This is a genomic window from Streptomyces sp. NPDC008092, assembly GCF_042957285.1.
Taxonomy (GTDB): Bacteria; Actinomycetota; Actinomycetes; order Streptomycetales; family Streptomycetaceae; genus Streptomyces.
Window position 1 is genome coordinate 348,190 of record NZ_JBIBHY010000006.1, and the last position, 12,241, is coordinate 360,430.

The 12,241-nt window shown below is 73.1% G+C and carries 12 protein-coding genes; 5 read left to right on the forward strand and 7 right to left on the reverse strand.

All coding sequences use genetic code 11. The annotated features are described in order from the left end of the window. Genes hisB through hisD form a run of 3 tightly spaced genes read right to left on the reverse strand, consistent with a single transcriptional unit; the run spans nt 1 to nt 3,022 of the window. Nucleotides 1–594 (reverse strand): imidazoleglycerol-phosphate dehydratase HisB, encoded by a 594-nt coding sequence (hisB, locus tag ACFZB3_RS21540; RefSeq protein ID WP_391377273.1) that lies wholly within the window; start codon nt 592–594, stop codon nt 1–3. Continuing rightward, a complete protein-coding gene (locus tag ACFZB3_RS21545; RefSeq protein ID WP_391377275.1) occupies nt 591–1,700 on the reverse strand; it encodes a histidinol-phosphate transaminase in 1,110 nt (369 codons plus the stop codon). The genes hisB and ACFZB3_RS21545 overlap by 4 nt, the downstream gene beginning before the upstream one ends. Further along, a complete protein-coding gene (gene hisD, locus ACFZB3_RS21550) occupies nt 1,697–3,022 on the reverse strand; it encodes a histidinol dehydrogenase (protein ID WP_391377278.1) in 1,326 nt (441 codons plus the stop codon). Before hisD ends, ACFZB3_RS21545 begins: the two co-directional genes overlap by 4 nt. A 248-nt stretch (nt 3,023–3,270) precedes the next feature. On the opposite strand from hisD, the gene ACFZB3_RS21555 reads away from it, so the two are divergent. The 4 genes from ACFZB3_RS21555 to ybaK all read left to right on the forward strand — a co-directional run bounded on the left by ACFZB3_RS21555 (nt 3,271) and on the right by ybaK (nt 7,349). Then, nucleotides 3,271–4,848, forward strand: coding sequence for an oxidoreductase (locus ACFZB3_RS21555; RefSeq protein ID WP_391377280.1), 1,578 nt, complete (start codon nt 3,271–3,273; stop codon nt 4,846–4,848). Nucleotides 4,849–5,018: 170 nt separating this feature from the next. Then, the gene (locus ACFZB3_RS21560; protein ID WP_391377282.1) at nt 5,019–6,071 is read left to right on the forward strand and encodes a hypothetical protein; all 1,053 of its coding nucleotides are present in this window, start codon (nt 5,019–5,021) and stop codon (nt 6,069–6,071) included. A gap of 11 nt (nt 6,072–6,082) precedes the next feature. Beyond that, nucleotides 6,083–6,823 (forward strand): LON peptidase substrate-binding domain-containing protein, encoded by a 741-nt coding sequence (locus ACFZB3_RS21565; RefSeq protein ID WP_391377284.1) that lies wholly within the window; start codon nt 6,083–6,085, stop codon nt 6,821–6,823. A gap of 16 nt (nt 6,824–6,839) precedes the next feature. Continuing rightward, nucleotides 6,840–7,349 (forward strand): Cys-tRNA(Pro) deacylase, encoded by a 510-nt coding sequence (gene ybaK, locus ACFZB3_RS21570; protein ID WP_391377286.1) that lies wholly within the window; start codon nt 6,840–6,842, stop codon nt 7,347–7,349. 446 nt (nt 7,350–7,795) lie between these two features. On the opposite strand, the gene ACFZB3_RS21575 is transcribed toward ybaK, so the two are convergent. The 4 genes from ACFZB3_RS21575 to ACFZB3_RS21590 all read right to left on the reverse strand — a co-directional run bounded on the left by ACFZB3_RS21575 (nt 7,796) and on the right by ACFZB3_RS21590 (nt 11,813). After that, the gene (locus ACFZB3_RS21575) at nt 7,796–8,452 is read right to left on the reverse strand and encodes an AAA family ATPase (protein ID WP_391377288.1); all 657 of its coding nucleotides are present in this window, start codon (nt 8,450–8,452) and stop codon (nt 7,796–7,798) included. A gap of 34 nt (nt 8,453–8,486) precedes the next feature. Further along, nucleotides 8,487–9,314, reverse strand: coding sequence for an ABC transporter permease (locus ACFZB3_RS21580; protein ID WP_391377290.1), 828 nt, complete (start codon nt 9,312–9,314; stop codon nt 8,487–8,489). A 100-nt stretch (nt 9,315–9,414) separates the two neighbouring features. Beyond that, a complete protein-coding gene (locus tag ACFZB3_RS21585; protein WP_391377292.1) occupies nt 9,415–10,389 on the reverse strand; it encodes an ATP-binding cassette domain-containing protein in 975 nt (324 codons plus the stop codon). Between the two features lie 200 nt (nt 10,390–10,589). Continuing rightward, nucleotides 10,590–11,813: an NYN domain-containing protein gene (locus tag ACFZB3_RS21590; RefSeq protein WP_391377294.1), complete on the reverse strand. Its 1,224-nt coding sequence runs from the start codon at nt 11,811–11,813 to the stop codon at nt 10,590–10,592. A gap of 220 nt (nt 11,814–12,033) precedes the next feature. Here ACFZB3_RS21590 and ACFZB3_RS21595 point away from each other — a divergent pair, with 220 nt between their 5' ends. After that, entirely contained in the window at nt 12,034–12,210 is a 177-nt protein-coding gene (locus ACFZB3_RS21595) for a hypothetical protein (RefSeq protein ID WP_361283648.1), read from the forward strand. The last annotated feature ends 31 nt before the right edge of the window (nt 12,211–12,241 follow it).

Sequence of the window (12,241 nt, forward strand, 5' to 3'; positions counted from 1 at the left end):
TTACAGCGCGCCCTTCGTCGAGGGGAGGATGCCGGCCGCGCGCGGGTCGCGCTCGGAGGCGTAGCGCAGCGCCCTCGCCAGCGCCTTGAACTGGCACTCCACGATGTGGTGCGCGTTACGTCCGTACGGTACGTGTACGTGCAGGGCGATCTGCGCCTGGGCGACGAAGGACTCCAGGATGTGCCGGGTCATGGTGGTGTCGTACTCGCCGATCATCGGCGCCATCTTCTCCGGCTCGGTGTGCACCAGGTACGGGCGGCCGGAGAGGTCGACCGTGACCTGGGCGAGCGACTCGTCCAGCGGGACCGTGCAGTTGCCGAACCGGTAGATGCCGATCTTGTCGCCGAGGGCCTGCTTGAAGGCGGCGCCGAGGGCGAGGGCGGTGTCCTCGATGGTGTGGTGCGAGTCGATGTGCAGGTCGCCGTCGGTCTTCACGGTGAGGTCGAACAGACCGTGCCGGCCGAGCTGGTCGAGCATGTGGTCGTAGAAGCCGACGCCGGTCTTGATGTCGGTCTTGCCGGTGCCGTCGAGGTCGATCTCGACGAGGACCGAGGTCTCCTTGGTGGTGCGCTCCACGCGCCCTACGCGGGTCATGCGTCCAGCTCCTTCTTGACTTCACGTACCGCGTCGAGGAACGCGTCGTTCTCTTCGGGGGTTCCGGCGGACACCCGCAGGAAGCCGGGCACGCCGTTGTCCCGGACGAGGACTCCCCGGTCGAGGATCTTCTGCCAGACCGCGTGCGGGTCCTCGAACCGCCCGAACTGCACGAAGTTGGCGTCCGACTCGGTGACCTCCAGGCCCGCCGCCCGCAGCTCGGCGACCAGCCGGTCCCGCTCGGCCTTGAGCTGCTCGACGTACTTCAGCAGCGTGTCGGTGTGCTCCAGGGCGGCCAGCGCGGTCGCCTGGGTGATCGACGAGAGGTGGTACGGCAGCCGGACCAGCTGGACGGCGTCCACCACCGCGGGGTGCGCGGCGAGGTAGCCGAGGCGCAGGCCGGCCGCGCCGAAGGCCTTCGACATGGTCCGGGAGACGACGAGATTCGGCCGACCTTCGAGCAGCGGCAGCAGCGAGGCGCCGTGGCTGAACTCGATGTAGGCCTCGTCCACGACGACCATCGAGGGCTTGGCGGCCTGGGCGGCCTCGTAGAGCGCGAGGACCGTCTCGGCCGGCACCGCGTTGCCGGTGGGGTTGTTGGGGGTGGTGATGAAGACGACGTCCGGCCTGTGCTCGGCGATGGCCTGCGAGGCCGCCTCGACGTCGAGGGTGAAGTCCTCGTTGCGGGGGCCGGAGATCCAGCGGGTGCCGGTGCCGCGCGAGATGAGCGAGTGCATCGAGTACGACGGCTCGAAGCCGATCGCCGTGCGGCCGGGGCCGCCGAAGGTCTGCAGCAGCTGCTGGATGACCTCGTTGGAGCCGTTGGCCGCCCACACGTTCTCGACGGTGAGCGGGTGGTCGCCGGTCCTCGTCAGGTACTTGGCGAGTTCGGTGCGGAGCTGGACCGCGTCCCGGTCGGGGTAGCGGTTCAGGTCGCGGGCGGCCTCGCGCACCCGCTCCGTGATCCGCTCGACCAGCGGTTCGGGCAGCGGGTAGGGGTTCTCGTTGGTGTTCAGCCGTACCGGGACGTCCAACTGGGGCGCGCCGTAGGGGGACTTGCCGCGCAGCTCGTCCCGGACGGGGAGATCGTCGATTCCGAGGTTCACTTGCTCGCCGGTACCTTCCACCCGAACCGTGCCTTCACCGCCGCGCCGTGCGCGGGCAGGTCCTCCGCCTCCGCCAGCGTGACCACGTGGTGCGCGACCTCGGCCAGCGCGTCCTCGGTGTAGTCGACGATGTGGATGCCGCGCAGGAAGGACTGGACGGAGAGCCCCGAGGAGTGGCAGGCGCAGCCGCCGGTGGGCAGCACGTGGTTGGACCCGGCCGCGTAGTCCCCGAGGGAGACCGGCGCCCAGGGCCCGATGAAGATCGCGCCCGCGTTCCTGACCCGGTCGGCCACGGCCGCCGCGTCGGCGGTCTGGATCTCCAGGTGCTCGGCGCCGTACGCGTCGACGACCCTGAGGCCCTCCTCGACGCCGTCGACCAGGACGATCGCGGACTGCCGGCCCTTCAGGGCAGGGACGATCCGGTCGTCGACGTGCTTGGTGGCCGCGACCTGCGGCTCCAGCTCCTTCGCCACCGCGTCCGCCAGTTCCACCGAGTCGGTGACCAGGACGGCGGCGGCCAGCGGGTCGTGCTCGGCCTGGCTGATCAGGTCGGCGGCGACGTGCACCGGGTCGGCGGTGGCGTCCGCGAGCACGGCGATCTCGGTCGGGCCGGCCTCGGTGTCGATGCCGATCCGGCCGGTGAAGTAGCGCTTGGCGGCGGCCACCCAGATGTTGCCGGGGCCGGTGACCATGTTGGCGGGCGGGCAGGACTCGGTGCCGTACGCGAACATCGCGACGGCGGTGGCGCCGCCGGCCGCGTACACCTCGTCGACGCCGAGCAGGGCGCAGGCGGCGAGGATCGTCGGGTGCGGCAGCCCGCCGAACTCCGCCTGCGGCGGCGAGGCGAGGGCGATCGACTCGACGCCGGCCTCCTGGGCGGGCACCGCGTTCATGATCACGGAGGACGGGTAGACCGACCGGCCGCCGGGCGCGTAGAGCCCGACACGCGCCACGGGCACCCACTTCTCGGTCACGGACCCGCCCGGCACGACCTGGGTGGTGCGGCTCGTACGGCGCTGCTCGCGGTGGACGAGGCGGGCGCGCCGGATGGACTCCTCCAGGGCCGCGCGCACGGCCGGGTCGAGCTCGTCCAGCGCCTTGGCCAGGGCCTCGGCCGGGACCCGGACCTGCTCCAGGGTGACCCCGTCGAACTTCTCGGCGAAGTCGATCAGCGCCGCGTCGCCCCGATGATGCACGGCCTCGCAGATCGGACGCACCTTCTCCAGGGCGGCCGAGACGTCGAAGTCGGCTCGGGGCAGCAGGTCGCGCAGGGCGAGGCCCTCAGGCAGGGCGTCACCGCGCAGATCGATTCGGGAGATCACAGGCTCAATTCTCTCAGACGGCACTCGCAGCCCGTCCGCGCGTATCAATGGCTGATACAGAACGTGAGCCGGCGGCTGCACCGGCCGCCGGTCCGTGGCTGATACCGGACGCGGGGCAACGGCCGGTACATAGCCTGGCCGGAACCCGGAAGATCACCCTCACCACCTGTGTTCGGGATCTCACGCACCGGGCATCACCGGTTGTACCGAAACATGACCCGCGAGTAGTTGAGGAAGAAGGAAAAGCCGTGACCCAGGGGGACGGCGTCCGGGACGGGGATCTGCCGGACGATCTGACCGCGGCCGAGGCCGGTATGTGGCAGGCGTTCCGCAACGGCAGCGTGTACGACCTGAGCAGCGGCGACCTGCACGTGGACGATCCGCACGGCGGCCACCCGTGGGGACCCGAGCGGACCGTGCGGGCCCGGATCGTGTGCTGGCTGCTGCTGGACGGCCCGCCGGCGCTGGCCGGCCGGGTGGCCTCGCTGAAGCTGGTCGGCGTCCGGATCACGGGCCCGCTGGACCTGGCGGGCGGCACGGTCACGCCGTACCTGGAGCTGCGCGGCTGCCGGTTCGACGACGAGATCCTGCTGCCGGAGGCGCACTTCACGACCGCGCGGTTCGTGGACTGCGCGGCGCCCCGGCTGGAGGCGGCCCGCCTGCACACGGAGGGTGACCTGCACCTGCCGCGCTGCCGTTTCCTCGGCGGGGTCCGGCTCACCGACGCGCACATCGGCACCGATCTGCTGCTGAACCAGGCGGTGGTGTACCGGGACCGCAGCGGGCGGTCGATCGCGGCGGACGGCATGACCGTCGGCCAGGACCTGCAGGCGGAGCTCCTGGAGACGCACGGGGAGCTGAGCCTGCGCAGCGCCAAGGTGGGTGTCTCGCTGAGCCTGCGCGGGGCGCGGCTGCGCAACCCCGACGGGCGGTTCGCGCTGAACGCGCCCCAGCTGACCGTCGGCCGGACGCTGTACCTGACCCCGGCCGGGGTGGGCGGCCCCTGGCAGAGCGGGACGACCCCGGCGCGCGGGACCCGGATCCAGCGCTTCGAGAGCCAGGGCGGGATCCGGCTGGACGACGGTCGGTTCGGGGACGCGGTGGACCTGGAGCGGGCCCGGCTGGCCCTCACGGACGACCAGGAGCTGTCGCTGCGCCGGGTGCAGGCGCCGGAGCTGCGGTTCCTCGGGGAGGAGCCGCAGCGCGGGCGGGTGGTGCTGTCCGGCGCCCGGGTCGTCAACCTGGTGGACCGGGCGACCAGCTGGCCGGGCCCCGGACGGCTGCACATGGGCGGCTTCGGCTACGAGAACCTGGTGCCGCAGGGCCCGTTCCCGCTGACCCGGCGCCTGGACTGGGTGGCGGCGGCGACCGCCGAGTACAACCCGGAGCCCTACGAGCGGCTGGCGACCGTGCTGCGGGCGGCCGGCGAGGACGAGGACGCGCGCGAGGTGCTGCTCGCCAAGCAGCGGCGGCGCCGCGAGACGCTGCCGCCGGCCGCCAAGCTCTGGGGGTTCGCGCAGGACCTGACGGTGGCCTACGGCTACCGGCCGGGCCGGGCGGCGGTGTGGATGGCGGTGCTGTGGGCGGCGGGCACGCTCGCGTTCGCGCACGCCCCGCATCCGCCGATGAACTCGGGCGGCCACCCGGCCTGGGATCCGGCGCTGTTCGTCCTGGACCTGCTGCTGCCGGTGATCGACCTGGGCCAGGTCGGCCAGTGGCGGCTCACCGGCGGCTGGCAGTGGGCGGCGGCGGTGATGATCCTGCTGGGCTGGATCCTGGCCACGACCGTGGCGGCGGGGGCGACGAGGCTGCTCAGGCGGGGGTGACGGCCGGCAGCGCCGGGGCAGCCGAAGGGAGTATCGGTCGCTGACAGGTGCCGAACAGGTGAGCAACAGTCACCTTTTACCTCTCCTTGACCATCGGCCATACAACTTTCGTGGAGTTGGCCATACCGTCTGGCGCTGCCCCGACCTGCGGACTTTCAATGGTCAACGCCATGGCTTCACTGCGCGCGCTCTTCCGTCCCGCACGGAGGGCCACGAACGCTCCGCCTCTCGCCGCCGGACCGCTCCCGGCCGACGACGAGGTGTTCCTCGACGCGCCCGACGAGCGGCTCGCCCCCGCGCTGGTCGCGGCCGGCCGCGGCGAGTACGAGGCAGCGGCGAAGCTGCTGGCCGGCACCCGGGACTCGGCCGAGTGGGAGGAACGCGACCGGTACGTGCTCCGCCTCGCGCTCTTCGCCCGCTCCCGCGCCGAGTGGCTCGGCCAGTGGGCCGCGGCCGCCCCGCACGACCCGGACCTGCTGGTGGTCCAGGCCCAGCTCGCGGTGGTGCACGCCTGGGACTCCCCCGCCCGCGCGGAGCTCCTGCGCCCGCTCAGCCCGCTGATCACCGCGGCGGCGCGCGGCGACGACCGGGACCCGGTGCCGTGGCGGATCGCGCTCGACCACGCCCGCGGGACGAACGCCGGCCACAAGTACTTCGAGGAGCTGTGGGAGGCGGCGGTCCGCCGCGCCCCGCACCACTACGGCTGCCATGTGGCGGCGCTGCGCTACCTGGGCACCTACTGGCACGGCTCGCACCACGAGTGCTTCGACTTCGCCGACCTGGCGGCGCAGGACGCTCCGGCCGACTCCCTCGTCCAGGCCCTCCCGGCCCGCGCGGCCTTCGCCTACCTCACCGACGGCTGCGGCCCCGAGGTGCCGCGGGCCCGCCTGGACGCGGCGGCCGACCGGGCGGTCGCGCTCTCCGCGCGGTTCCCGGCGGCCGACACCTGGCCGGCCGAGATCCGCAACAATCTGATGTACCTGCTGGTCCGCCTGGAACGCTGGGAGGCCGCCCGCACCCAGCTGCACCTGATCGGCCCGTACGTCACGTCCTTCCCCTGGGACCGGCTCTCCGAGGACCCGCTGGGCCATTTCGTACGCCTGCGCGCCCACCTGCTGGCCGGTACGGAACCGCTCCCCGAGGCCGTACTGATCCCCTCGCCGCGGGCCGCGGGACGCCCACGGGCCGAGCACGGCGGACACGTTCCCGCCGATGACCACTAGGCTGTGGCGCCGTGACCACCGTCCGTCTCCCCCTCTTCCCGCTGAACTCGGTGCTGTTCCCGGGGCTGGTGCTGCCGCTGAACGTCTTCGAGGAGCGCTATCGCGCCATGATGCGCGACCTGCTGAAGACGCCCGAGGAAGAACCGCGCCGGTTCGCCGTCGTGGCGATCCGCGACGGCCACGAGGTGGCACCGAGCGCGCCGGGCATGCCGGACCCGACGGCGCAGCCCGACCGGGGCCCGGCGGCCGGCTTCGGGCCCGACCCCCTCAAGTCCTTCCACCGGGTGGGCTGCGTGGCGGACGCGGCGACGATCCGGGAGCGGGCGAACGGCACGTTCGAGGTGCTGGCCACGGGTACGAACCGGGTGCGGCTGCTCTCCGTCGACGCGTCGGGCCCGTTCCTGACGGCGGAGCTGGAGCAGCTGCCGGAGGAGCAGGGCGACGAGGCCGGCGCGCTGGCCGAGGGCGTGCTGCGGGCCTTCCGCCAGTACCAGAAGCGCCTGGCGGGCGCCCGCGAACGCTCCCTCTCCACGGGTGCCGACCTCCCCGACGAACCGTCCGTCGTCTCCTACCTGGTCGCCGCCGCGATGATGCACGACACCCCCACCAAGCAGCGTCTGCTCCAGGCCCCCGACACCGCGTCCCGCCTGCGCGACGAGCTGAAACTCCTTCGCTCCGAGACGGCGATCATCCGTAACCTGCCGTCACTGCCCGCGGCGGAGCTGACGCGGACACCGACGAGCCTGAACTGACCCGGGGTCTTCCTGAATGCCGAAGAAATCAAAGAAACAGCAGCAGTCCGGCGGCGGTGGCACCCCGGCGACGGTGGCCCTGACCACCGCCGGCGTGGACTTCACGGTCCACTCCTACGACCACGACCCCGCCCACCCGTCCTACGGCGAGGAGGCGGCGGAGGCGATGGGCGTGTCCCCCGACCGTGTCTTCAAGACCCTGGTCGCGGACGTCGACGGCACGCTCACGGTCGCGGTCGTCCCGGTGGCCGGCAGCCTGGACCTCAAGGCCCTGGCCACGGCGGTCGGCGGCAAACGCGCGGCGATGGCGGACCCGGCCCTCGCCGAGCGCACGACGGGCTACGTCCGCGGCGGCATCTCCCCGCTCGGCCAGCGCAAGAAGCTCCCCACGGTCCTGGACGCCTCGGCCTCGGCCCACCCCACGATCTGCGTCTCGGCGGGCCGCCGCGGCCTGGAGGTGGAACTCGCCCCGACCGCCCTGGCGACGCTCACCGACGCGACCCTCGCCCCGATCGGACGTGCGTGACCCCTCGACGAAGTCTCCGCGCTGGGTTAAGTACGGAAGACATGTCGAAGAAGACACGGAAAAGGAAGTGGCGCCTGAAGAAGGGCCGCTCGAACCACGGTCGCCGTCCGGCATAGGCAGGTGGGGGCGCGGCCCGCGGAGCCGTACGCGGGAGTTCCCCGCGCCCCCGTCCGACCGTCCCGTGCAACCCCCACAGCTGACAGACCGGCTGCAGGCCGTCGCGGGCTGGCCGCGCAGTTCCCCGCGCCCCTGCTCTTCTGCCGTCGCCCCCCGCTTCCCACTCACCGAACGCGCTGCACCCCCATCCCCGGCCCGTCCGGCGTTTGAGGACGAGGCCGTTCAGGCCGATGCGGGGGTGCGGGGGCGGCAGCCCCCGGGGCGGGCGGTCGAAGGGGGGCCACCCCCTGGAGGATGGGACGGGTAGGGGCGGCGGGGGCGGAAACCGGCTACGCCGGTGGAGCGGCGTAGGGGCCGTCCTCGTACGGCGGCTCCGGGTCCCGGGGACCGAACAGCGCCGTCAGCCCCAGGTGCACCACCAACGCCGACAGCGACCACGCCAGCAACGCCCCCTTCGCCCCGAGCTTCAGCGGCGCAGAGAACGTCACCCCCTTGCCCACGGCCTTCGCGTGAGCGATCACGTCCGACTCCGGCCCCAGCCACATCCCGAGCCGCCAGGCCAGCACCGACGCCAGCAGCCCCCCGACCCCCAGCGCCACCACCAGCGGCACACCCCCACGCCGCCGCCACAGAAACACCACCACCGCGCTCAGGACCCCGAACGCCAGCGCCAGCAGCGTGAACGTCCCGTCCACCCCGGCCGCCTGCTCCCCCTCGCTGTCCTTGAGGTAGACCGCCCAGCTCTTGCCGGACTGGTCCCCGACCAGCGGCACATGCGGCGCCAGCCACAGCCACAGCAACCCGAGCAGCACCCCGCTCACCGCCACCGCGACGGCGATCACGGCGCCCTCCCGCAGTTCGGTCTTCATACCGGGACCGTCCTGTCCGTACTCCCCCGCGGCCGCCCCGGCAGGCGGCGGAGCCTGCCAGGCCTGGTGCGGGGACTGGTCGTGCGGCGGCGGAGGCGGCGTCAACGGTGCGGTCACGATGCCATCGTGCCAGTTCGGCCTGTGGGGCGCGTCACCGGACGGCGGCCCTGCGGTACGCCCAGGTGGCGACGGCCAGCGAAACGACGCCCACCCCGGCGCAGACACCCAGGTCAGCGAGGACGACGGCCCAGTCGGGCCGCGCCCCGAAGGTCCGGGCGTAGGCCTCGACGCCGTACGTCGACGGCAGCAGGTCACGCGCGAACCGGATGATCCCCGGCATCCGGTCCGGCGGCAGCACGCCGAGCAGCAGCGCCGCCGACATGCCCAGCTGCCCGAGCAGGGTGGCCAGTTCGGGCCGGGGCGCGAGCAGCCCGCAGGCCGCCCCCAGCCCCGCCAGGGCCGCCCCCGCGAGCGGGATCACCGCGACGAGGATCCACAGGTTCCCGAGCGGCAGCCCGAACAGCACGCACCCGAAGACGGCCGTGACCAGCGTCCCCGGCACGGTGAAGGAGGCGTACGCCGCGGCCGCCCCGAGCACCACCGAGGCGGGCGGCACGGGCAGCGTGGCGTAGTGGTCGAGCCCGCCGCTCGCCCGCAGCTGCCCGAAGTACTGCGCCAGCAGGTTCAGCGCCACGTAGGCGACGACGACCACCGACGAGCCCGCCACCACGGACTGGGCCTCGCCCCGCGAGTCCACCACCCCGCGCATCATGATCATGATGCCGACGGACTGGAAGGTCGCGACGAACAGCAGCGGGATCCGCGCCACCCGGGCCCGGGACAGCTGCGCACGGTAGACGGCCACCAGCGACGGCCACAGCCGCGCCCGCGGGCCCAGCTCGGCCGCCTGGCCGCCCGGCGCCGCGTCGTCCACGGCCAGGGCACCGCCCGGCAGAACCTCAGCGGGTACGACACTCACGTCGCGCTGCTCCCTTTCCGTGCGGCACCTGCGGCCCGTACCGCTGCCGCGTCTTTCCGTACGCGCCCGGCCGCCGTCCTGTTCACCCTCGCGTCCGCCCTCACGTCTTCACCAGCCCCTGCCGTGCGGCGCCGCCCAGCGCCAGGTAGACGTCCTCCAGGCTCGGCGTGGCGAGGGTGAAGTCGTCGAGGGCGGCGAAGGCGGCCCCGCCGGTCACCGTGGCGACGACGGCACGCGCCTCCTCGGGCGCGAGCCGCAGCGTCCAGCGCCGGCCGGACTCGACGGCACGCTCCCGCAGGACGGCCACCTCGGGCACCTCCAGCGGCGCCCGTTCCCGCCACACCAGCTCGACCCGCACCTCGCCGGCGACCCGCTCCTTGAGCCCGGCGGGAGTGTCGCAGGCGATGACCCGGCCCTGGTCGAGGACGGCGACCCGGTCGAGGACCGTCTCGGCCTCGATGACGTTGTGGGTGACCAGCACCACGGTGGCACCCTGCTCGGCCCGCCGCCGGTCCACGGCGGCCCACACGGCCCGCCGGGCCACGGGGTCCATCCCGGTCGTCGGCTCGTCGAGCACCAGCAGCGGCCGCTCCCCGACCAGCGCGGCGGCGAAGCACGCGAGCCGCCGCTGTCCCCCGGAGAGCTTCTTGAGCGCGCGTCCGGCGATCGGCGTCAGGCCCAGCTCCTCAAGGACGGCGTCGCGCTCGCGCCGCGCCGCACGCACGTCCAGTCCGCGCAGGCGCCCGGTGGTCTCGGCCGCGAGGGACACGGTCAGCTCGTCGAGGGCGCTGGACTCCTGCCCGAGGTAGGCGAGGATCCGCGCGGCCCGCTCCGGGTGCCGCACGATGTCGTGCCCGAGGATCTCGACGCTGCCCGCGTCGGGCCGCAGCAGCCCGGTGAGCTGCCGTACCAGCGTCGACTTGCCGGCCCCGTTCGGCCCGAGCAGCCCGAAGATCTCCCCGCGCCGGACGTCGAGCTCCACCCCGTCGGTGGCCCGCACCTCGGGCACGGCGGGGGCACCGCGCCGCCCTTTGACCGCGGCGTAGGTCTTGGTCAGCCCACGCACGGCACACACGACATCACCCTGCCGCCGAAGTGCCCGACCCACGCCCGTACTCACAAGGGACGAGCCTACGGGGTCGCCCCCGTTTACTCGCCTTTGGGGCGCCTCAGCTTTCCAGCCCCGTGGGGACAACGCGCCCCAAAGGGGCGCGCGGAACTGCGCGACCAGCGCCACCGGCCCGCAGCCGAAGGCACCACCGCGCCCCCTCGCTCTCACTCCGCCGACGCATGCTCCCCGGCCCCCGCCGGCACATCGAACTCCCTCCAGAACCCCGCCCGAATGGCGTACCGGTCGTGCTCGTCGATCTGGTCGTCCTTGTGCGCCAGCAGCCCGAACCGTGCCGCGTACCGCAGCAGCTCCCCGTCGATCCGGTGCGGAATCCGCGGGTACATCCCCGACAGCTTGTGCAGATGGCTCTGGTCCCCGAGCCGCGACATCCACCGCTTGGCGAACACCTGCCCGACCTCGTACGGATCCCCGCCGACGGTCGTGATGTCCTCCTCCCGGTCGGCCCACCGCTGCTCCGCGGTGGTCAGCTGCGCCAGCGTCGGCATGGAGGCCGCCTCCGCCGACTCCGCCGCACCCCCGGGCCGGTCCACCCACCCCTTGTCGGAGGACCACCGCAGGGTGGCCGTGGTCGCCGGATGCTGGACCGGTTGCGCGCCCGGCGCCCGCAGCGCGGCGAGGTCCTTCGGCGTCGGCACCCCCTTCGCCACCGCCACCCGCTCCGGCGCCCCGTTCTCCACCGCGCTCGCGGCGGGCGCCCGCTCCACGTCCTCGGTGCCCGGCTCGGGGGCCGCCGCCAGCGTCGACTCGGGCAGCGGCGCCGAGAGGATCGCGGCGATCTCCGGCCGCGGCACCGGCGGCGGCGCACAGACCGCGGTCAGCTCCTTGGCCCGTACCGCCTGGGTGATCCACGCCCGGTCCAGGACCCGCCGCTCGTCGGCCTCGGCGACCAGGTCCTCGGACTGGTTGTAGTCCCCGTCGGCGGCCTGCACGGCCCACAGGTGCACGGCGACCCCGTGCTCCTTGGCGGCCATCATGCCCGGCAGCAGGTCCCCGTCACCGGTCACCAGGACGACGTCGGAGCACGCGCGGTTGCGGGCCAGCTCGGTCAGCTCGGCGTGCATGGCCGCGTCCACGCCCTTCTGCGCCCAGCGCCCGTCGCTGCGGGTCAGCGCGCCGAGCCGGACGGTCACCCGGGGCATCACGCGCAGCCGGCGGTGTTCCGGCTGGGGGACACGGTCGGGGGCGCCGTCGAACCAGTAGATGCGCAGCAGTGGACGCTCGGTGTCGGACTCCGCGCGGTCGCGCAGCGCCTGGATCAGCGCGGCGTGGTCGACGGTGATGCGGGATCGGGAGGGCTCACCGGCGAGGAGACTGGCGGCGGCACCCAGCAGATACCCGGCGTCCACCAGGACGATGCAGCGGTCCACGCGACTCACCCTCTTTCCGGGAGGTTTGCTTTCGGGGCTTCCTTCGAGTCTGCCCGACCACGCGGGGGTTAACGGCCCGAACTCGATCTTCGGCGTGGCGTTTCGGGACCTCGCTCTCCGACAAGCCCTGTCACACACGGTAATTATCCGAAATGCGTCCGTTGTCAGCCTATGTGAATCTGAATTCGGCCCCTAGATCCCCCACAGGAGGCAGATCACCATGGCCAAGAACAAGAACCGCAAGGGTGGCTCCCAGAACCGCACCTCGCAGAGCGAGCAGTCCCACGAGCATCCGCAGCGTACGTCGACGGAGTCCCAGGACTCGCCGGTGTCGCACATCCAGGGCAGCCCGGCGGACGTTGCGAAGAAGAAGCAGAAGAGCTTCGGCCACAACTGAGCGGACCGACCAGGTCCCACCGGGCTGTTGA